This is a genomic window from Streptomyces sp. NBC_01314 (assembly GCF_041435215.1).
In the GTDB taxonomy this organism is placed as follows: domain Bacteria; phylum Actinomycetota; class Actinomycetes; order Streptomycetales; family Streptomycetaceae; genus Streptomyces.
On sequence record NZ_CP108394.1, the window covers coordinates 3,894,367 to 3,915,591 of the forward strand.

A 21,225-nucleotide genomic window follows, 5' to 3' on the forward strand; every position below is an offset into this window, starting at 1 on the left:
GCTCCGCCCCGGTCCCCGGCTCGGGAGGGGCGGCGTCCGTGTCGACGCGGAGCGCGCCGACGTCGAGACGAGGGGCGTTCGCGTCGACGTGGACGCGGGGGGCGTCGTCGACGCCCGGGGTGACGCCGGCCGAGGCGTCGGGGTTGACGCCGGCCGAGGCGGCGTCAGAGACGGCGAAGTCCACTCAGCACCCTTTCCAGCAGAGCGCGGTCCGGCTGTCCCGGTCCGTGACCTGTTCCGTACACACGGATCTTTCCCTGGTCCGCGAGATCGCTGAGGAGGACGCGGACCACGCCGAGCGGCATCTTCAGCAGCGCGGCGATCTCCGCCACCGTCCGCATACGGCGGCAGAGTTCGACGATGGCCCGCATCTCGGGCATCACCTTGGCGTTGGGTGAGCCTCCCCCACTACTGAGCAGGTGGGAGGACCCCCCGGCCAACTGGGCTCGTTCCGACGGGGCTTCGAGTACGGCGACGAACGTCTCCACGAGCAGGACGTGACCGAAGCGGGTACGGCCGCCGGTGAGCGAGTAGGGGCGTACGCGGGCGGGTTTGCGGTCGCCGCCGCGCACGGGAAGCCTCTTCGCACCCTTCGGCACGGCCGACCGTTTCACCGGACCGGACTCGTGGGCGCGCGCCCTGCTCTTCTTCTGGCTCTGGCCGCTCATCCGCTGCTCCCGGCCGCCTCGGCCTCCAGGGACTTGCGGAGTTCGCTGCGCAGTTCCGGGGTGAGGACGTGGCCGGCGCGGCCGACGAAGAGCGCCATGTGGTACGCCACCACGCTCATGTCGCAGTCGGGGGAGCCGTGCACGCCGAGCAGTGAGCCGTCGCTGATCGACATCACGAAGAGGCTGCCCGCCTCCATCGCGACCATCGTCTGCTTGACCCCGCCGAACTCCATCAGCTTGGCGGCGCCGATGGTGAGGCTGCCGATGCCGGAGACGATGGTGGCCAGGTCGGCGGCGGAACCCCGGGGGCCCTGGGGCCGTTCCTCCCGGGTCTGGCGGGCCTCGGCGTGTCTGCCGGGGTCGGAGGAGAGCAGCAGCAGGCCGTCGGAGGAGACCACCGCGACCGACAGCAGCCCCGGCACCTCCTCGACGAGGTTGGTCAGGAGCCAGTGCAGGTTGCGGGCTTCACTGCTCAGTCCGAAGGTCATGGGCGCGGTCAACTGCTTTCCTCCTCGGAAGTGCCCCCCGTGGTGTCAACTGCCTCTGTCCGGTACTCACGTGCCCCGGGCATCCTCGTCTCACCCGACTGCTCGGCGATCTCCGCCTCGACGTCGCGGCGCCCCTCCATGGCCCCCTGGTGGAACCCGCCGAGCCGGCGGCGCAGCTCGTCGGCGTTCACGCCCCCGACGCGTGGCCGGGGAGCCGTGGGTGTGGGCGCGGTGATCCTGGGTGTGCGCTTGGGCAGACCCTTGTCGGTGCGGCGCTGGGTCTCCTCGTCCCGCGGCCCTTCCGTCCCGGCCCGTGACACCTCCGTCGTGCGCGCCGCGTTTCCTTCGTCGGCGGCACGCTCATGGGTGTCGGGTTCGACCGTGTACGGGTCGTCGGCGGCGTCGGCCGCGACGTACTCGTCGCTCTCCTCGTCGGCGCCCTTCCCCGGGGCCACCGGAGCGAAGAGCTCCATCGTCGTCTCGGACACGGACTCGGCCCCGGTTTCGGGGCCGCCCTCGGATTCGTCGTCTTCCGGTACGACGTTGCCGGCGGCTTCGGCGGCGTCGGCGGCCGTCCCCACGGCCTCCCTCGCCAGGATCGCCCGCTCGGCCGCCTCGATGAGCGGGTCGCCGTCGCCCTCCGGCTCACGTACGGCGACGGAACGGCCGGGCAGGACGTTCGAGTTGGCCTCGGCGCCGACGCCCGGCAGGGAGAGCGAGGGCGTGATCGGGCCCGTCGTGGCCCCCGTGCCCACGGGTACGGCGGGCGTGGGGGCCAGCAGGCCCTTGGGCAGGACGACGACCGCGGCGGTGCCGCCCGTCCCGTGCTCCTGGAGCCGCACGGGGGTGCCGAGCCGGTGGGCGAGGCGGGCGACGACGTACAGGCCGAGGCCGAGTCCCTCGCCGTCCTCCTGCTCGTAGGGCGCCTCGGGGTCGAAGTCGGTGAGGCGGGCGTTGAGCCTGGCGAGCCGGTCGGGGGCGACGCCGATGCCGCCGTCCTGGACGGAGAGGGTGATCTCACCGTTCTCCATCAGCCGGCCTGAGACCTCGACGGACATCTCCGGCGGCGAGAACGACGTGCCGTTCTCCAGGAGTTCGGCGAGGAGGTGGCTGAGGTCGTCGGCGGCGAACCCGGCGACGTGCGCGGCCGGCGGCAGCGCGGCGATGCGGACGCGTTCGTAGCGCTCGATCTCGCTGACCGCGGCGCGGACGACGTCGACGAGCGGGACGGCTCCGGCGTGGTGCTGGATGTGCTCGTGTCCGGCCAGGACGAGGAGGTTCTCGCTGTGGCGGCGCATGACGGTCGCGAAGTGGTCGAGCTTGAACAGCGTGGAGAGCCGGTCGGGGTCCTGCTCCCGCTCCTCCAGGGACTCGATGACGGCGAGCTGCCGCTCGACGAGACCGAGGGTGCGCAGCGCGAGGTTGACGAAGGTCGCGTGGACGCTGTGCTGGACCTTCGTCAGGTGCGCGGTGGCCTCGGCGAGTTCGGCGCGCAGCCTGTCGCGGTCGTCGGCCATCGTCTGGCGCTGGCCGATGAGGTGCTTGCGGTCGCCTTCCAGGGGCGCGAGCCGCTCGTGCAGCGCGAGGGCGTGCGCGTGGAGCGCGTTGACGGAGCGTACGACCTGGGCGAACTCGTCGTCGCGGCCGGTGAACTTGACCGGTTCCTGGGTGGCCGGGTCGCCGGCGACACGGGCGGAGCCGATGCGCAGCACCGCGAGCGGGCGGGTGAGGGAGCGGGCCATGCCGGTGGCGACGCCGACGGCGAGGAGCATCAGGGCGCCGAGGACGGCGATCCGGATCTCCAGCGCGGTGACGTCCTCGTCGCGCAGCAGGGCGAGGTCCTTGGTGCGCCGGTCGTAGAGGGAGGACTCGGCGCCGCGCATCAGGTCCACGCGGGCGGAGAGCGCCGCGCCGGCCTTCTTCGCGCTGGTGCCGGCCTCGCTGTCGGAGAGCGTGGGCTGGTCGGTGAGGTCGGTCAGGTACTTCTCGGCGGTGTCGGCCTCGGGGCCGCTGACCGTGGCGTCGTACGAGGAGCGGCCGGCGGCGGGCGCGGTCTCGCGGAAGTGGGCGAGGGCGGCGTCGGAGCGGACGCGGGCCTGCTGAGCGGCGGCGGTGAGGGCGTCGCGCTGCTTCGCGTCGGCGGCCGAGGCGCCGGTCGTGGTGGTGGGCAGCCCGGTGACGGGGTCGACGATCGTCCGGGTGGTCGTCGGAACGCTGAGGGCGGCGACGAGCAGCCCGCGGGCGGCGGCGGCCTGCTGGACGGCGGTGTCGAGTTCGGCGAGCGCGTAGGCGCCGCCGCCCGCGCGGGGCGGCAGCCGCTCGGCCAGTTCCTCGGCGAGGGCGTGGAGTTCGGTGACGACGGCGGTGTACGCCGTGTGCGCTTCGAGAGCGGTGCTCTTCCCGGAGAGCACCGATTCCCGTACGCCGGCGATGGACTCGGCGCTCTCGATGGTCTGCCGCATCGCGGCGGAGGTGCCGGAGTCCTCGCTCAGCTCCTCGACCTGGGTGTCGACGCGGTCACTGCGCTGCTTGCTGGGCGCGGCCGATTCGGGCCGACCGGCCGCGATGTACGCGGTGACCTCGTCGCGCTCGTCGGCCAGTGCGTGCGCGAGGGTGAGCGTCTCCTGGGTCTGTCCGCCGAGCGTGACCAGGCTCTGGGTGTCACGCAGTTGCTCCGAGGCGGCGAGGACCGAGGGTGCCCCCGCGCCCGCTATGGCGGCGGCCACGACGGCCACGGCGACGATGAGCCGGTTGCGTACGCGCGCCTTCCGCCCGGTGCCGACGGCGGGGGCCTGCGCCTGTGCCGTCCCCGGTTTGGTCGGGGAGGCCGCGGAGGCCTTCGAAGCTGCCTGCTTGTCTGCGCGCCGAGGCCGCGTCTTCTGCACCGGTGCTCGCATTCCTGACTCGTGTACCCATTAGCCCGGGTGACTATCCGTCAACTATGGGCGTCCCCCCGGTACGGCTCCCGACCCTCCCAGTGCCGGTGGGCAGTGGTCCCGCATCATCAGTCCCGCCACCCGAAGGAGTGAACATCGCCGGGGAGTTGGCGGGCAAGTTCCTCCGGCTCGTGCCGATGTCCCGCACGTCGGGCCGGTTGGACGTCGGGGACGCGCTTTGACAGTATTCGCCGCCGCGCTTCACCGCTCACGATCATTCCATGCCAAACCCGGCGCCCCGCCCGGAGGGTCCGGGTCGTACGGCGACCGTTGTCGGCCTTTCGCGGATCTTGTGGCGGGCTCGGGCAGACTGGCCGAATGCGCACCGAACTCGTCTCGGAACCCGGCGACCCCCTCCGCCCCAACGAGGACTTCGCGTCGGTCGCCCTGCCCGCGGGGGGACAGGGCGGTGCCCTCGTGGTCCTGGACGGCGTGACCCCGCCGCCCGACGGTTACGGCTGTCTGCATTCGGTCGCATGGTTCGCTTCCCGCCTCGGCGGCACCCTGACCGAACTGTCCGTTTCGGAGCGGGATTCGCCGTTGCCCGACGTGCTCTCACAGGCCATTTCTCGTACCGCCCGAGCCCACGCCCTAACCTGTGACCTTTCTCACCCACGAACCCCACAGGCCACAGTGGCCCTCGCCCGCTGGTCGTCGACAGCCGTGGAGTACCTGGTGTTGTCGGACTCGGCCCTGCTGTTCGAACGACCGGACGGCACGGTGACGGCCGTACTGGACGACCGGCTGTCCCTGCTGCCCCGGGCCTCCCTGGCCACGGCCGCGATCGCCGACTCGACCGTCCGGAACAGGGAGGGCGGCTTCTGGACGGCGGCCGCCGATCCCACCGTGGCCGCACGGGCCGTGACGGGAACCGTCCCCCGCGAGGAGGTCCGTTCGCTGGTCGCGCTGTCGGACGGCGCGAGCCGCTGGGTGGAGACGTTCCGCGAGGGCGACTGGACAGCCTGCCTCACCTTCGTGCGGAAGGCGGGGGCGCACGGCCTGGTGCGGCGGGTGCGGAAGCTCGAAGTCACCGATGTGGAACGCGAGTTCCTGGGGCGCGGCAAGACGCACGACGACGCGAGCGTGGTGTTCGTGGAGTGGTGAGGGCCGTCCCGCCGCTCAGCTCTCCACGCCTCGGTTCAGCTGGTGCAGCAGCCGCGCCAGTTGGGCCACCTCGTCCCGGTCCCAGCCCGCGAGCTGCCGTACGTACGCGACCCGGCGGGCGTCCCGGACCGCCCGGAAACGCGCCCTGCCCTCCTCGGTGAGGTGGACGAGCCAGGCGCGGCCGTCGGCGGGGTCGGGCTCGCGGGCGATGAGGCCGAGGTGTTCCAGGGCGCGGAGCTGACGGGACATGGTGGCCTTGCCGACGCCGATGTAGGCGGCGAGTTCGGTGGCGCGGAGGCGGCCGGTCTCGTCGAGGCGGGCTAGGAGGCCGTAGGCGGCGGACTCCAGGTCGGGGTGGACGGCACGGGCCATCTCCCCGGACTTGGCGCGGGCCCGACGCAGCAGGACCGTCAACTCCCGTTCCAGTGCCAGGAACGCATGGTCCATACCACCCGTCGGCGCGTCGGCCCCGACACCGCCGCCGTCGCCGTTTCCGCCCTCGTCCTGCACGTCAGCGCTCCTGATTCCGATTCCGGGTTCCTGAAAGTTTCCGTCAGGGCCGCCGTGGCGGGCAGCGCCGTTCAGTATTTCGCAGCCACGGGCCGGCACCGACCGCGTCGGCAGGGGCGTCGCCCCTGCCGCCTCTCGTGGCCGCGCACGGGAAAGGTCCGGGTCTCCCTCACGGGGACCCGGACCTTCACCCGTCCGGTGGGCGCCGTCACACCACCACCGGAGCCTTGGGGAACCGCCGCCCGGTGGGTCAGGCGGCCACCTGCACCTCCACCCCCGCCGGGGCGAGCGCCAGCTCCAACACCTGGCGGACATCGGTGACCGCGTGGACGTCGAGCTTGTCGAGAACCTCGGCGGGGACGTCGTCGAGGTCGGCCTCGTTCCGCTTCGGGATGATGACGGTCGTGACACCGGCCCGGTGCGCGGCGAGCAGCTTCTGCTTCACGCCGCCGATGGGCAGCACCCGCCCCGTCAGCGAGACCTCACCGGTCATCGCCACGTCCGTGCGGACGAGCCGGCCGGACAGGAGCGAGGCGAGGGCCGTCGTCATGGTGACGCCGGCACTCGGACCGTCCTTGGGGACCGCGCCCGCCGGGAAGTGGATGTGCACACCCCGGTCCTTCAGGTCGGCGACGGGCAGCTCCAGCTCCGCGCCGTGCGAGCGGAGGAAGGAGAGCGCGATCTGCGCGGACTCCTTCATCACGTCGCCCAGCTGACCGGTGAGGGTCAGCCCCGCCGCGCCCGTCTCCGGGTCGGCGAGCGACGCCTCGACGTACAGCACGTCGCCGCCCGCGCCGGTGACCGCGAGGCCGGTCGCGACACCCGGCACGGCGGTGCGCCGCTCCGCCGGGTCCTGGGCCGACTCGGGCACGTGGTGCGGGCGCCCGATGAGTCCGCGCAGATCCTCGTCGGTGACGGTGAACGGCAGCTTGCGCTGCCCCAGTTCGTGCTGGGCCGCGACCTTGCGCAGCAGCCGCGCCACGGACCGCTCCAGGTTCCGTACGCCCGCCTCGCGCGTGTACTCACCGGCCAGCTTGCGCAGCGCGCTCTCGTCGAGGACGACCTCGTCGGCGGCGAGCCCGGCCCGCTCCAGCTGCCGGGGCAGCAGGTGGTCCCGGGCGATGACGACCTTCTCGTCCTCCGTGTAACCGTCCAGCCGGACGAGCTCCATGCGGTCGAGCAGCGCCTCGGGGATCGACTCCAAGACGTTGGCCGTGGCCAGGAAGACGACGTCGCTGAGGTCCAGCTCGACCTCCAGGTAGTGGTCCCGGAAGGTGTGGTTCTGCGCGGGGTCGAGAACTTCGAGCAGGGCGGCGGCCGGGTCGCCCCGGTAGTCGGAGCCGACCTTGTCGATCTCGTCGAGCAGGACGACGGGGTTCATGGAGCCCGCCTCCTTGATCGCCCGGACGATACGGCCGGGCAGGGCGCCCACGTACGTACGCCGGTGCCCGCGGATCTCCGCCTCGTCCCGTACGCCGCCGAGCGCGACCCGGACGAACTTCCGCCCCATCGCGTGGGCCACGGACTCACCGAGGCTGGTCTTGCCGACACCGGGCGGCCCGACGAGCGCGAGCACGGCACCGCCGCGCCGCCCGCCGACGACACCCAGCCCCCGCTCCGCGCGCCGCTTGCGCACGGCGAGGTACTCGGTGATGCGCTCCTTCACGTCCTCCAGGCCCGCGTGCTCGGCGTCGAGCACCCGCTGGGCGCCCTGGATGTCGTACGCGTCCACCGTCCGCTCGTTCCACGGCAGTTCGAGGACGGTGTCGAGCCATGTGCGGATCCATCCGCCCTCGGGCGACTGGTCGCTCGACCGCTCCAGCTTGTCGACCTCCTTGAGCGCGGCCTCCCGTACCGTCTCCGGCAGATCGGCGGCCTCGACGCGCGCCCGGTAGTCGTCGGACTCCTCGCCGTCCTGCTCGCCGTTCAGCTCACGCAGTTCCTTGCGCACGGCTTCGAGCTGGCGCCGCAGCAGGAACTCGCGCTGCTGCTTCTCGACGCCCTCCTGGACGTCCTTGGCGATGGTCTCGGCGACGTCCTGCTCGGCGAGGTGGTCACGCAGTTGCTGGGTGGCGAGCTTCAGCCGGGCCACGGGGTCGCCGGTCTCCAGGAGCTCGATCTTCTGCTCGGTGGTGAGGAACGGCGAGTACCCGGAGTTGTCGGCGAGCGCCGACACGCCGTCGATCGCCTGCACCCGGTCCACGACCTGCCAGGCGCCGCGCTTGCGCAGCCAGCTGGTGGCAAGTGCCTTGTATTCCTTGATGAGTTCGGCGACCTGGCCGGGCAGCGGGTCCGGCACGTTCTCCTCGACGCTCGTCCCCTCGACCCACAGGGCGGCACCGGGCCCGGTGGTCCCGGCACCGATCCGCACCCGGCGAACCGCGCGGATGAGCGCCCCGGGATCACCGTCGGCCAGCCGTCCGACCTGCTCGACGGTCCCGAGCACACCCGTGCCCGCGTACGCCCCGTCGATCCGCGGCACCAGTAGCACCTTCGGCTTCCCGGGCTCCGCCCGCGCCGCGGCCTGCGCGGCCTCCACCGCGGCCCGCACATCCGTGTCGTTGAGGTCCAGAGGCACCACCATTCCCGGCAGCACGACCTCCTCGTCGAGCGGCAACACGGGCAGGGTGAGCGGTGCGGACGTCGATGCCATGATCTCTCCCTCGGCAGTCAAGTTGAGCTATGCCGACTCAATGCACGTGAGCCGATGAATGTTCCCCGAGGGCAGGGGTGTTCGCTGTGGGCGATCAACCGCCGCCCGCGCACTCCCTCCAAAGGCCTCGGGAGTCACCACACACGAGACCTTCGAACGCGGCGTACGGCCAGCTCACCCCGCGGCGGGGGTCGCACCCACCCCGACCGCAGCAATAGCTGTAGTAATACCCTGATAGCTATCTCACCTATTACCAAACCAACACGGGGGTCGCGGTGGACGGAATCGTGCGGAACTGGGTCGACGGATGGGTCGTGTCGCGCGGTGCGGCGCCTCCGGCGGTCGAGCCGTGGGGGTGGACCATCGACGTGGGGCTGGCCCACCACGTCTCCCGTCACGTCTTCGCGGCGACGAACGACGAGGTGGACGAGGCGACCGTCCGGAAGGTCGCGGACTCCGTCACCGGAGCCGGGATCTGGCTCAAGGTCTTCGCGGAGCCGTCGAGGGTCGGCCCCTGGCTGGGAGACGGCTGGTGGGTCGACCCTGAGCCGGGCCGGCTGATGTCCGTGCGGCTGAGGACGTCCAGGCGGCCCGGGACGCACGAAACCCCGGCCGCCGTCCCCGACGGCTACCGGCTCCGCACCTGGTCGTCCGGCGGCGTGACCCGGGTGATGGTCGCCGCGCCGGACGGCTCCTGGGCCGCGCGCGGCCAGATCGCCCCGACCGGGGCGACCGCGGTCGTCGACCAGATAGAGACGTCCCCGGACCACCGCCGCCGCGGCCTCGGCACGGTCGTCATGCGGACCCTCACCCAGGCCGCGCTCGAACAGGGCGCCGAGGTGGGGGTGCTGGGCGGAACACCGGACGGGCGGGCGCTGTACGAGTCGCTGGGGTGGAGGGTGGATGCGCCGCTGACGAGCGCGAAGTTCACGGGGCGGCCGTGAGCGGAGGCGGCCGTGACCGGGGGGCGGCCGTGACCGGAGAAGGGTCGTGCGCGGAGGGCGTACGCGTCCTGCGAGCGCCTGCTGACCGGCGCCTGCGCGACGCGCACCACCAGAGTTCCGGTCCTGCGCCGCCCGGCTGCGCGAGAGGCCGGGCGGCCGTATCCCGGAGGCGGTCGCGAAGGCGGCGGAGGCCGTCGGCGCGCACGATCGTCTCGGCCACCGGCTCCGCACGCTCTCCGGTGGGATGAAACAGCGGCCTGTATCGCGCGGGCCATCGTCCTCCCCCTTATACCCCCACGCACCAGAACCCTCGTGAACGCAATCCAGCGTCAGCAGCTCCAACCCCCGGGCCCGGCCGCGATCGGCGAACCGGAGCTGGTGGGAAGTTCGGTGACACGGTCCGCCGCGAGTATCTCGCCGTCGGCTTCCGCTCGCCCTGCGCCCGCAGATCGACCTCACCACCGAGCCCCGCCGGTCCCGCCGGTCCGGCACCTTCGGATCGTCCGCCGACGTCACGAGCGCCCTGGTCCGGGTACGTACGCGGACTGCGGGGGGACACCGGCTCGGCCCGCGCTCGCTCACCGTCCTGACCAACCACGGCGCGCAGACGCCCTCCCTGTACGGCGATGTCGTGGCCGAGCCGGCCCACGCCGACGTGGCCGTGCCGCGACCGCGCCCGCCGTACGAGGAGCTGCCGGGGTTCTTCGGGTCCTTCTTCCAGTCCGGGTCGCCGGTGTCCGGCGAGGGGCGGCCGAAGGAGATCCTGACGCTGCTGGAGGCCGTGCCCACGCCGGTCTGCGTCAACCCGGAGAGGCCGCCGTACTCCCGGAGATCGCCGCGAAGGCCGGCCACGCTCGTTGCCGACCACGGGGCCCGCGATGCGGCCTTGCGCGACGTGGGGCCTTCGGCCGGGCGTGGGCCGACGGCCGGCTGCCCTTCGAACTGCCGCGTTCCACGGCGGCGGTGGAGGCGTCCCGCTCGGACGTGCCCCGACACCGAGGCCTCGACCTTCCCGTACGGCCACGGCCTGACGTTCTGAAGCCATGCCCAGGGCCGCCGTAAATCGGCTGCCCCCGCGCCACGGACACGTAAAAATGGGCGGATGCCCATCACCGACCAACCCGAAGTCATCGACCGGCGCGAGGGCCCCTACGGCGAGGTCGTGCTGCGGCGGCACGGTGAGCTGCTGCAGATCATCGCCAACGGGTGCTTTCTGATGGACACCTCGGACGGGCGCTCGGAACGGCTGCTGGTCGACGCCGCCTTAGCCGCGCTGACCGGCCGTTCTCGGCCAACTGTGCTGATCGGGGGTCTGGGCGTCGGCTTCTCGCTCGCACACGCCGCCGCGGATCCGCGCTGGGGAGCGATCACGGTTGTCGAACGCGAACTCTCCGTCATCGAGTGGCACCGCGCGGGACCGCTGGCCGAGGTGTCCGCGGAAGCGCTCGCGGACCCCCGTACGGACATCGTGGAAGCCGATCTCGTCGTGTACGTCAATGAGACATCCGCCACGTTCGACGCGCTCTGTCTCGACATCGACAACGGACCCGAATGGACCGTCTCCGAGACCAACGAAAACCTGTACTCACCAGCTGGATTGGCAAGCTGTGCAAGGGTGTTGAGACCTGGTGGGGTGCTTGCCGTGTGGTCCGCGCAGCCTTCTCCGGAATTCGAGGAATCCTTGCGGAATGCCGGGTTCCAACAGGTGCGTACCGAAGAGATCCCGGTTGCCCGAGGAGTTCCGGACGTGGTGCACCTCGCGATCCGACCTGGATAGCCGTGGTGCGGTGACTGCCCGTACCCTGCTTGCCTGACGCCGATCATTCAAGCGTCAATCGCAGTCATGCGCAGCCATGCGTAGTCAAGGGATCACCCCACGGATTCCGGAAAGCAACACAGGGGCGGGCGATGGAGCAGACACACACCACCCACAGCAGCACCACAGCGACCCCGGGCGCACAGCGCCGGGTGCTCGTGGTCGAGGACGACCCGACGATCGTCGACGCCATCGCGGCCCGCCTGCGCGCCGAGGGTTTCGTCGTACAGACCGCGTCCGACGGGCCGGCCGCGGTCGACACCGCGGAGGCCTGGCAGCCCGACCTGCTGATCCTCGACATCATGCTGCCCGGCTTCGACGGCCTGGAGGTGTGCAGGCGCGTCCAGGCCCAGCGGCCCGTCCCCGTGCTGATGCTGACCGCCCGGGACGACGAGACGGACATGCTGGTCGGGCTCGGCGTCGGCGCCGACGACTACATGACCAAGCCGTTCTCCATGCGTGAGCTGGCCGCCCGCGTGCACGTCCTGCTGCGGCGGGTGGAGCGGGCCGCGCTGGCCGCCACCACACCGCGCTCGGGCATCCTGCGCCTCGGTGAACTGGAGATCGACCACGCGCAGCGCCGCGTCCGGGTGCGCAGCGAGGACGTACACCTCACGCCCACCGAGTTCGACCTCCTCGTATGTCTCGCGAACACCCCGCGTGCCGTACTCTCGCGCGAACAGTTGCTCGCCGAGGTCTGGGACTGGGCGGACGCGTCCGGGACGCGGACCGTGGACAGCCACATCAAGGCGCTGCGGCGGAAGATCGGCGCGGAGCGGATCCGCACGGTGCACGGTGTGGGGTACGCCCTGGAGACCCCGAACCCCTGAGCCCGTGCTCACACCGTGTGCGCAGGGCATACGCAGGCACGTAGGGACAGAGGGCTGGTGGCGTCATGAGCGGAGTCGGTGACCCGAGGTCGCGGAATCTCGGAGGCGCGCAGTCACGGAAGGGCGCGGGACCGCTCGGCGGTCTGCGTCCCTTCTCGATCAAGACGAAGCTCGGCGCGCTCGTGGTCATCTCGGTCCTGATCACGACCGGCCTGTCGATGATCGCGGTGCACACCAAGACGGAGCTACGCTTCATCACGGTGTTCTCGATGATCGCCACACTCCTGATTACGCAGTTCGTGGCGCATTCGCTCACCGCCCCCCTGGACGAGATGAACGCGGTCGCCCGGTCGATCTCGCGCGGCGACTACACCCGCCGGGTCAGCGAGAACCGCCGGGACGAGCTGGGCGACCTCGCGCACACGATCAACCTCATGGCCGACGAGCTGGAGGCACAGGACCGCCAGCGCAAGGAGCTCGTGGCGAACGTCTCCCACGAGCTCCGCACGCCCATCGCCGGCCTCCGCGCGGTCCTGGAGAACATCGTCGACGGCGTCACCCGGGCCGACCCCGAGACGATGCGCACGGCCCTGAAACAGACGGAACGCCTGGGCCGCCTGGTGGAGACCCTGCTCGACCTCTCCCGCCTGGACAACGGCGTGGTCCCGCTGCGCCGTCGCCGCTTCGAGGTCTGGCCGTATCTCTCGGGCGTCCTCAAGGAGGCCCAGATGGTCTCCTCGGCCCGCGCCGGCATCGCCTCCGGCTCCGGCAACCACACCCGCACGGACGTCCACCTGCACCTGGACGTCCACCCGCCGGAGCTCACCGCGAACGCCGACCCGGAACGCATCCACCAGGTCGTCGCCAACCTCATCGACAACGCGGTCAAGCACAGCCCGGCGCACGGCCGCGTCACGGTGAAGGCCCGCCGCGGCCCCACCCCCGAGTCCCTCGACCTCGAAGTCCTCGACGAGGGCCCCGGCATCCCCGAATCCGAATGGCACCGCGTCTTCGAACGCTTCAACCGCGGCGCCGTCAGCTCCCCCCACGGCCCCGGCAGCGACGGCGGCACCGGCCTCGGCCTGGCCATCGCCCGCTGGGCCGTGGACCTCCACGGCGGCCGCATCGGAGTGGCCGAGTCTTTGAAGGGCTGCCGCATCCAGGTACTCCTGCCGGGGGTGCCGGCACAGGGCGGCCAGCGCCCGGTACAGGTCTGAGCCGGTACGGGTCCGAGCCGGTACGGGCCGGAGACTGCGTCCGGGGCGGAGACCGCGTCCGGGGCGAAGCCCGGCTTTCAGGGCCTCGGGCGGCCACGGACTTTGAGGGGCCGCGGGCGACCGCAGGCCTTCAGGGGCTACGGGCGACCGCGGGCTTTCAGGGGCGCGGGGAACTGCGCGAGCAACCACCCGCGACCCGCACCCGACCACTCCCCCCAACCCACACGGCCGGGGGTCCGGGGGCGCAGCCCTCGGGGACGGGATGGGACGGGTAGGGGCGGCGGGGGCGAAAAATCCCCCAATACCCACATCCCGCATGGCTGAATCCCTCCGTCATTGCCGAATATCGCTCATCCTCGCGGGGCTTACTTCTCTGCCAAGTTGACGTAAAGTTCGAAACGGAGCCACAAGATCCACGCCAGTTCCGCACAGCCGGACACGTGTGATCAGGTGCGTTCAGGCAGAGGGCCGCGTACACATACCCGCAGGCCCCACCCGACGCATGCCCGGCAGATGCCCCCCACACCCATTCCAGACCGGAACCACGCTTGTTTCCCGCCATTTCCACCCCCGAAACACACTTTCCGATGTGACTTACGCGACGAAGAGCGGACCCGGCCTGACCTACCCGGCCACGGGGGCGTAGCCTTAATTCCCGCTGTCCATCACCTTGTGAAGCGGAAGAGGGCGGTTGCCGCCGTGTCGCCACAGTCCCCCAGTAACTCGAGCATCTCCACCGACGCAGACCAGGCGGGTAAGAACCCCGCCGCGGCCTTCGGTCCGAACGAGTGGCTCGTCGACGAGATCTATCAGCAGTACCTCCAGGACCCGAACTCGGTAGACCGAGCCTGGTGGGACTTCTTCGCCGACTACAAGCCAGGCGCCGCTGCCGCCTCGGCTCCGGCGAGCACTGCGGCCGCGGGGGCCGCAGCGACAACCACACCCGCGGCGCCCGCCGCCCAGGCCGCGCCCGTCGCCCCGGTCGCGCCCGTCCAGGCTGCCCCGAAGCCCGCCGCCGCTCCGGCCCCGGCCCCCGCGAAGCCCGCGGCCGCCGCACCCGCCAGGCCGGCGGCCGCCGCCCCCGCGAAGCAGGCCGCGCCCGCCGCGTCCGCCGGGGGCGCGGAGTTCATCACGCTGCGCGGCCCCGCCGCCGCGGTCGCGAAGAACATGAACGCCTCGCTGGAGCTGCCCACGGCCACGTCCGTGCGCGCCGTCCCGGTGAAGCTGCTGTTCGACAACCGCATCGTCATCAACAACCACCTGAAGCGCGCCCGGGGCGGGAAGATCTCCTTCACGCACCTGATCGGCTACGCGATGGTGCAGGCCATCAAGGCCATGCCGTCGATGAACTGGCACTTCGCGGAGAAGGACGGGAAGCCCACCCTCGTCAAGCCGCCGCACGTCAACTTCGGCCTCGCCATCGACCTGGTGAAGCCCAACGGCGACCGTCAACTGGTCGTCGCGGGCATCAAGAAGGCCGAGACGCTGAACTTCTTCGAGTTCTGGCAGGCCTACGAGGACATCGTCCGCCGCGCCCGCGACGGCAAGCTGACGATGGACGACTTCACCGGTGTCACGGTCTCCCTGACCAACCCCGGTGGCCTCGGCACCGTCCACTCCGTGCCCCGCCTGATGCCCGGACAGTCGGTCATCATGGGTGTGGGCTCGATGGACTACCCCGCGGAGTTCCAGGGCACCAGCCAGGACACCCTGAACAAGCTCGGCATCGCGAAGGTCATGACGCTCACGTCGACCTACGACCACCGGGTCATCCAGGGCGCCGCCTCCGGCGAGTTCCTCCGCGTCGTCGCCAACTCCCTCCTCGGGGAGAACGGCTTCTACGACGAGATCTTCGAGGCGCTGCGCATCCCCTACGAGCCGGTCCGCTGGCTCAAGGACATCGACGCCAGCCACGACGACGACGTCACCAAGGCCGCCCGGGTCTTCGAGCTGATCCACTCCTACCGGGTCCGCGGCCACGTCATGGCCGACACCGACCCGCTGGAGTACCGCCAGCGCAAGCACCCCGACCTGGACATCACCGAGCACGGTCTCACCCTGTGGGACCTGGAGCGGGAGTTCGCGGTCGGCGGCTTCGCCGGCAAGTCCCTGATGAAGCTGCGCGACATCCTCGGCGTCCTGCGCGACTCGTACTGCCGTACCACCGGCGTCGAGTTCATGCACATCCAGGACCCGAAGCAGCGCCGCTGGATCCAGGACCGCATCGAGCGCGCGCACAGCAAGCCGGAGCGCGAGGAGCAACTGCGCATCCTGCGCCGCCTGAACGCGGCCGAGGCCTTCGAGACCTTCCTGCAGACGAAGTACGTCGGCCAGAAGCGCTTCTCGCTCGAAGGCGGCGAGTCGGTCATCCCGCTCCTCGACGCGGTCATCGACAGCGCGGCGGAGTCCCGCCTCGACGAGGTCGTCATCGGCATGGCCCACCGCGGCCGGCTGAACGTCCTGGCGAACATCGTCGGCAAGTCGTACGCCCAGATCTTCCGCGAGTTCGAGGGCAACCTCGACCCGAAGTCGATGCACGGCTCCGGCGACGTGAAGTACCACCTGGGTGCCGAGGGCACCTTCACGGGCCTCGACGGCGAGCAGATCAAGGTCAGCCTGGTCGCGAACCCCTCGCACCTGGAGGCCGTCGACCCGATCGTCGAGGGTGTCTCCCGCGCCAAGCAGGACATCATCAACAAGGGCGGCACGGACTTCACGGTCCTGCCGGTGGCCCTGCACGGCGACGCGGCCTTCGCGGGCCAGGGCGTGGTGGCCGAGACCCTGAACATGTCGCAGCTGCGCGGCTACCGCACCGGCGGCACGGTCCACATCGTCATCAACAACCAGGTCGGCTTCACGGCCGCCCCGGAGTCCTCGCGTTCCTCGATGTACGCCACGGACGTGGCGCGCATGATCGAGGCCCCGATCTTCCACGTGAACGGCGACGACCCGGAGGCCGTGGTCCGCGTCGCGCGGCTCGCCTTCGAGTTCCGCCAGGCGTTCAACAAGGACGTGGTGATCGACCTCATCTGCTACCGCCGCCGCGGTCACAACGAGTCGGACAACCCGGCCTTCACCCAGCCGCTGATGTACGACCTGATCGACAAGAAGCGCTCGGTGCGCAAGCTGTACACCGAGTCCCTGATCGGTCGCGGCGACATCACCCTGGAAGAGGCCGAGCAGGCCCTGCAGGACTACCAGGGCCAGCTGGAGAAGGTCTTCACGGAGGTCCGCGAGGCCACCTCGCAGCCGACGTCCGGCGAGGTCCACGACCCGCAGGACGGCTTCCCGGTCGCGGTGAACACCGCGATCTCGGCGGAGACCGTCAAGCGCATCGCCGCGTCCCAGGTCAACGTCCCGGACCACATCACCGCCCACCCGCGTCTGCTGCCGCAGCTGCAGCGCCGGGCGGCCATGGTCGAGGACGGCACCATCGACTGGGGCATGGGCGAGACGCTCGCGATCGGCTCCCTCCTCCTGGAGGGCACCCCGGTCCGCCTGGCCGGCCAGGACTCGCAGCGCGGCACCTTCGGCCAGCGTCACGCGGTGATCATCGACCGTGAGACGGGCGAGGAGTTCACGCCGCTGATGTACCTCTCCGAGGACCAGGCGCGGCTGAACGTCTACAACTCCCTGCTCTCCGAGTACGCGGCGATGGGCTTCGAGTACGGCTACTCGCTCGCCCGTCCCGAGTCCCTGGTGATGTGGGAGGCCCAGTTCGGCGACTTCGTCAACGGCGCCCAGACGGTCGTGGACGAGTTCATCTCGTCGGCGGAGCAGAAGTGGGGCCAGACCTCCGGCGTCACCCTGCTGCTCCCGCACGGCTACGAGGGCCAGGGCCCGGACCACTCGTCCGCCCGCCCGGAGCGCTTCCTGCAGATGTGCGCGCAGAACAACATGACGGTCGCGATGCCGACCTCGCCGTCGAACTACTTCCACCTCCTGCGGTGGCAGGTGCACAACCCGCACCACAAGCCGCTGGTCGTCTTCACCCCGAAGTCGATGCTGCGCCTCAAGGCCGCCGCGTCGAAGGCGGAGGAGTTCACGAGCGGCGAGTTCCGCCCGGTCATCGGCGACAGCTCGGTCGACCCGAACGCGGTGAAGAAGGTCGTCTTCTGCGCCGGCAAGGTCTACTACGACCTGGAGGGCGAGCGTCAGAAGCGCGGTATCACGGACACGGCGATCATCCGCATCGAGCGCCTCTACCCGCTGCCGGGTGCCGAGGTCCAGGCGGAGGTCAACAAGTACCCGAACGCCGAGAAGTACCTCTGGACCCAGGAAGAGCCGGCGAACCAGGGCGCCTGGCCCTTCATCGCCCTCAACCTGATCGACCACCTCGACCTCGCGGTCGGCGCGGACGTCCCCCACGGCGAACGCCTCCGCCGCATCTCCCGCCCGCACGGCTCGTCGCCGGCGGTGGGTTCCGCGAAGCGGCACCAGGCCGAGCAGGAGCAGTTGGTGCGTGAGGTGTTCGAGGCCTGACAGCCCTCGAATTCGGTACGCAACCGGGCCGCACCCCCTCTCAGGGAGTGCGGCCCGGCCGTTTCTGCGCACTTATCCTTGACCCATGTACTTCACGGACCGTGGCATCGAGGAACTGGAGAAGCGGCGCGGCGAGGAGGAGGTCACCTTCGAGTGGCTGGCCGAGCAGCTGCGGACGTTCGTCGACCTGAACCCGGACTTCGAGGTGCCGGTGGAGCGGCTGGCGACATGGCTGGCGCGGCTGGACGACGAGGACGAGGACGAGTAGCCACCCCGAGAAGGGTCTTGAGGGGGCCGGGGACGGTCAGTCGCGCGGGTGGGCCAGGTCGTACAGCAGGCCGACGGCGCCGTGGGCGATCAGAAGACCGCCGGCGGTGAGCCAGCCCGCGCTTCGGCGGTGCAGGCCCCAGACCGTGAGCGGTAGGCCCGCGAGGAGTTGGGCGGTGGCCAGGGCGCGGGCTCTGGGGGTGCCGGCCCAGGGAAGCCAGGGGCCGAGGCGGCCGCGTTCGAGGGTATCGAGTTCCGTGCGGACCGCCCCGCGCCAGCCGGTCCACTCGATGCGCTGGACGCCGGGCTGGACGCGGGCGACCTCGCGGAGACGGTCCGCGGGTTCGCCCGGGGTGAGGCCGGCGGGGAGCGTGACTCCCGCACGGGTGAGGACGGCGAGGAGACCCAGCAGACGGGTCCGGAAGTCCGCAGCCGGGTCGGGCTTCGTGAGGGCGTCGAGGGACTGCGCGTCGAGGACCGGGTCCAGGCCCAGACGGGCGGTGAACGTGCGCATCGCCTCGTCCTCGCCTGCCGGGGTGCCGTTCGCGAGCCATACATAGCCGACGGTGCGGCGGAAACCCGCGGCGAGGGTGTAACCGCCGCGGTCGGCGTCCCACCAGAGGGCGAGCACGGGCCAGGGGACGCCGACGGCCAGTGCGGTCGCCCAGCCGGTGAGGACCCGATCGACGGGTTCCGCGCCGTGCAGCCAGGGCTTTCCCTCGGGCACCAGCGCGGTCCACTCCGGGCCGGCCGGGGTGAGCAGCATGCGCTCGCGGAGCAGCTGGGCGACGGGGGCGACGGCGTCGGGATCCGCCCGGCAGAGCAGGAGCGCGCCGGGGGTAGGTGTGGGCCGGGGGGCACGGGATCCCTGGGAGCGTTCCGTCGACATGTACCCCACGCTAGGCCGATTTGCCCCCGTGCATCCCTGTGAGATCACCAGAATGGGTGTCTTGACTTTCCGTGACCGCGATATATCGTGAATTACGGAAACGCGATAGTGCGCGTGCGGCTCGTACGGAGTGCCGTGTGCGCGTTGCATGTGTGGCGTGCGTGACGTGTTGCGTGGCGTGTCGTGTGTGCGCCGTGTTCCGTCCTGTCGGGTCTGTCGAGGAGGTCAGCACCATGTCCGAGTGGTCCGTCGCCGAGCCGCGGAAGCTCACGTTCGACGAACCGGTGACGGCACTGCATGTGCGAGTCGTCAACGGAACGGTCAACGTGGTGGGCACCGACGAGGGTTCCGCCCGTCTGGAGGTGTCCCACGTCGAGGGGCCACCCCTGACGGTGACGCAGAAGGACGGCACACTGACCGTGGCCTACGACGACCTGCCCTGGAAGGGCTTCCTGAAGTGGCTCGACCGGAAGGGCTGGCGCCGCAGCGCACTGATCTCCCTCGCCGTCCCGACGGGCACCCGTGTCGAGGTGGGCGTGGTCGGCGCCACGGCCGTCGTGTCCGGGCTGGACGGGCGTACGGAGGTGAAGGGCATCTCGGGCGACACCACCCTGGTCGGCCTGTCGGGCCCGGTACGCGCCACGACGGTCTCGGGGAACGTGGAGGCGCAGGCCCTCACGGGCGACCTGCGACTCAGCTCCGTCTCCGGCGACCTGACCGTCATAGAGGGCTCCTGCCCCACCGTGAAGGCCGACTCGGTGAGCGGCTCCATCATCCTCGACCTCGACCCCACGGGCGGCCCCACCGACGTCGGCCTCACCAGCGTCTCCGGCGAGATCGCCATCCGCCTCCCCCACCCCACCGACGCCGAGGTCGAGGCCAACACCGCCGGCGGCACCATCTCCAACGCCTTCGAAGACCTCCGCGTCAGCGGCCCCTGGGGCGCCCACAAGGTCACCGGCCGCCTCGGCACGGGCAACGGCCGCCTCAAGGCCACCTCCGTCTCCGGCTCCATCGCCCTCCTGCGTCGGCCCCCGGCGGAGGACGAACCGCGGGACGAGCAGCCGGGCAGCGAGGGCTCGGGACTGAGCGCGGGAAGAGAACCGGGCGGGAAACCGGGCAGTGCGCCCGGCGCCCCGTCAAGCGCTCCGCCGCCCCCCTCACCCGGCACAACCGACCGCACGACCGACAAGAAGGTGCTCTGACATGCCTCCCGTCTTCGCCCACGGGCGCCTGCGGCTGTATCTGCTGAAGCTGCTGGACGAGGCGCCACGCCACGGCTACGAGGTGATCCGGCTGCTGGAGGAGCGCTTCCAGGGCCTGTACGCACCCTCGGCCGGCACCGTCTACCCCCGCCTGGCCAAGCTGGAGGCAGAGGGCCTGGTCACCCACACCACCGAGGGCGGCCGCAAGGTGTACGCCATCACGGACGCGGGCCGCGCCGAACTGGCCGACCGCAGCGGCGAGTTGGCTGATCTGGAGCTGGAGATCCGCGAGTCGGTGGTGGAGCTGGCCGCCGAGATCCGGGCCGACGTACGGGGAGCGGCGGGCGACCTGCGCCGCGAGATGCGGGCGGCCGCCTCCGAGGCCCGCAGGGGCGGCGGCACGGGCGACGGGGAGCAGGGGCCGTTCGGGGGGTACGCCGACAACGAGTCCTGGCGCGCTGCGAAGGAGGAGATGCGCCGCGTCAAGCAGGAGTGGAAGGAACAGGCCCGCCGCGCGAAGGACGAGAGCCGACGCGCCCGCGAGGAGGCCCAACGCGCCCGCCGCCAGGCCAAGGAGGCTCAGGAGCATGCCCGCACGCAGGCTCAGGAGGAGCTGCAGCGCATCGCCAAGCGCGTTCAGGACCATGTCCAGGACCACTTCACGCGGGGCGACTGGCCGACGGGCGTGCGGGAGGGGCTGACCGAGCTGGCCAAGGAGTTCGGCGAGTTCGGGAAGGACTTCGGAAAGGAGTTCGGCAAGGACTTCGGCTTCGGGCGCACGGAGGCGGAATCCGGCTCGGAAGCCGCCGACACGAAGGGCGGTACGGCGACCGATACGCCCTCAGGAACGGGAACTGGAACGGGAACGGGAACGGCGACCGGCGCGAGTACAGGCACAGGTACAGGCACGGGCGCTGGGGCCTCGGCCGGTTCCGCCGCCGGGAGCAGGACCGCGACCCGGACCGGTGTCGGGGAGCCCGAGTACTCGGCCACTCCCGAGGAGTTCCCGGCCGACTACGAGCCCGCCTGGGTGCACGAGCCCCCCACCGGCGACCCGGCCCGCGACCTCGACCGCCTCCTGGACCGCTTCCGCGACGAAATCCGCGACGCGGCCCGCGACCACGGCGTGACCGAGCCCCAACTCCGAGACGCCCGCCATCACCTGTCGACAGCGGCGGCACACATCGCAGGGGTGCTGCGGACAGCCAAAGACTGA

The 21,225-nt window shown here is 71.2% G+C and carries 16 protein-coding genes; 10 read left to right on the top strand and 6 right to left on the bottom strand.

Annotated features, from left to right (window positions below; translation table 11 throughout):
• Positions 1 to 164: 164 nt before the first annotated feature.
• From OG622_RS16965 to OG622_RS16975, 3 genes are read right to left on the bottom strand one after another with little or no spacing between them, the layout of a single operon-like run.
• Positions 165 to 668 (bottom strand): DUF742 domain-containing protein, encoded by a 504-nt coding sequence (locus OG622_RS16965; protein WP_371576925.1) that lies wholly within the window; start codon positions 666 to 668, stop codon positions 165 to 167.
• Complete coding sequence (locus tag OG622_RS16970) at positions 665 to 1,168, bottom strand: roadblock/LC7 domain-containing protein (RefSeq protein WP_371576926.1); 504 nt, start codon at positions 1,166 to 1,168, stop codon at positions 665 to 667. The genes OG622_RS16965 and OG622_RS16970 overlap by 4 nt, the downstream gene beginning before the upstream one ends.
• The gene (locus OG622_RS16975; RefSeq protein ID WP_371576927.1) at positions 1,165 to 4,041 is read right to left on the bottom strand and encodes a nitrate- and nitrite sensing domain-containing protein; all 2,877 of its coding nucleotides are present in this window, start codon (positions 4,039 to 4,041) and stop codon (positions 1,165 to 1,167) included. Before OG622_RS16975 ends, OG622_RS16970 begins: the two co-directional genes overlap by 4 nt.
• A gap of 369 nt (positions 4,042 to 4,410) precedes the next feature.
• Here OG622_RS16975 and OG622_RS16980 point away from each other — a divergent pair, with 369 nt between their 5' ends.
• Positions 4,411 to 5,196 (top strand): protein phosphatase 2C domain-containing protein, encoded by a 786-nt coding sequence (locus OG622_RS16980; RefSeq protein WP_371576928.1) that lies wholly within the window; start codon positions 4,411 to 4,413, stop codon positions 5,194 to 5,196.
• Positions 5,197 to 5,211: 15 nt separating this feature from the next.
• Here OG622_RS16980 and OG622_RS16985 read toward each other — a convergent pair whose 3' ends face one another.
• Positions 5,212 to 5,706: a MarR family winged helix-turn-helix transcriptional regulator gene (locus OG622_RS16985; RefSeq protein ID WP_371576929.1), complete on the bottom strand. Its 495-nt coding sequence runs from the start codon at positions 5,704 to 5,706 to the stop codon at positions 5,212 to 5,214.
• Positions 5,707 to 5,956: 250 nt separating this feature from the next.
• Positions 5,957 to 8,359, bottom strand: a complete 2,403-nt coding sequence (gene lon / locus OG622_RS16990) for an endopeptidase La (protein WP_371576930.1) — start codon at positions 8,357 to 8,359, stop codon at positions 5,957 to 5,959.
• Positions 8,360 to 8,634: 275 nt separating this feature from the next.
• On the opposite strand from lon, the gene OG622_RS16995 reads away from it, so the two are divergent.
• From OG622_RS16995 to OG622_RS17025, 7 genes are all read left to right on the top strand, one after another.
• Positions 8,635 to 9,303, top strand: a complete 669-nt coding sequence (locus OG622_RS16995) for a GNAT family N-acetyltransferase (protein WP_371576931.1) — start codon at positions 8,635 to 8,637, stop codon at positions 9,301 to 9,303.
• A gap of 631 nt (positions 9,304 to 9,934) precedes the next feature.
• Complete coding sequence (locus OG622_RS17000) at positions 9,935 to 10,342, top strand: hypothetical protein (protein WP_371576932.1); 408 nt, start codon at positions 9,935 to 9,937, stop codon at positions 10,340 to 10,342.
• Positions 10,343 to 10,405: 63 nt separating this feature from the next.
• Positions 10,406 to 11,080, top strand: a complete 675-nt coding sequence (locus tag OG622_RS17005) for a spermidine synthase (protein ID WP_371576933.1) — start codon at positions 10,406 to 10,408, stop codon at positions 11,078 to 11,080.
• A 131-nt stretch (positions 11,081 to 11,211) separates the two neighbouring features.
• Positions 11,212 to 11,949, top strand: a complete 738-nt coding sequence (locus OG622_RS17010; RefSeq protein WP_326577558.1) for a response regulator transcription factor — start codon at positions 11,212 to 11,214, stop codon at positions 11,947 to 11,949.
• Positions 11,950 to 12,014: 65 nt separating this feature from the next.
• Entirely contained in the window at positions 12,015 to 13,166 is a 1,152-nt protein-coding gene (locus OG622_RS17015) for a sensor histidine kinase (RefSeq protein WP_371576934.1), read from the top strand.
• 699 nt (positions 13,167 to 13,865) lie between these two features.
• Positions 13,866 to 17,648, top strand: a complete 3,783-nt coding sequence (locus OG622_RS17020; protein ID WP_371576935.1) for a multifunctional oxoglutarate decarboxylase/oxoglutarate dehydrogenase thiamine pyrophosphate-binding subunit/dihydrolipoyllysine-residue succinyltransferase subunit — start codon at positions 13,866 to 13,868, stop codon at positions 17,646 to 17,648.
• A gap of 85 nt (positions 17,649 to 17,733) precedes the next feature.
• Positions 17,734 to 17,916, top strand: coding sequence for a DUF6104 family protein (locus OG622_RS17025; RefSeq protein ID WP_003961784.1), 183 nt, complete (start codon positions 17,734 to 17,736; stop codon positions 17,914 to 17,916).
• A gap of 36 nt (positions 17,917 to 17,952) precedes the next feature.
• Here the strand turns inward: OG622_RS17025 and OG622_RS17030 are convergent, their stop codons facing one another.
• A complete protein-coding gene (locus OG622_RS17030; protein ID WP_371576936.1) occupies positions 17,953 to 18,804 on the bottom strand; it encodes a hypothetical protein in 852 nt (283 codons plus the stop codon).
• 233 nt (positions 18,805 to 19,037) lie between these two features.
• Between OG622_RS17030 and OG622_RS17035 the strand changes: the two genes are divergently transcribed.
• Positions 19,038 to 20,009 (top strand): DUF4097 domain-containing protein, encoded by a 972-nt coding sequence (locus OG622_RS17035; RefSeq protein WP_371576937.1) that lies wholly within the window; start codon positions 19,038 to 19,040, stop codon positions 20,007 to 20,009.
• Between the two features lies 1 nt (position 20,010).
• Entirely contained in the window at positions 20,011 to 21,225 is a 1,215-nt protein-coding gene (locus OG622_RS17040) for a helix-turn-helix transcriptional regulator (RefSeq protein WP_371576938.1), read from the top strand.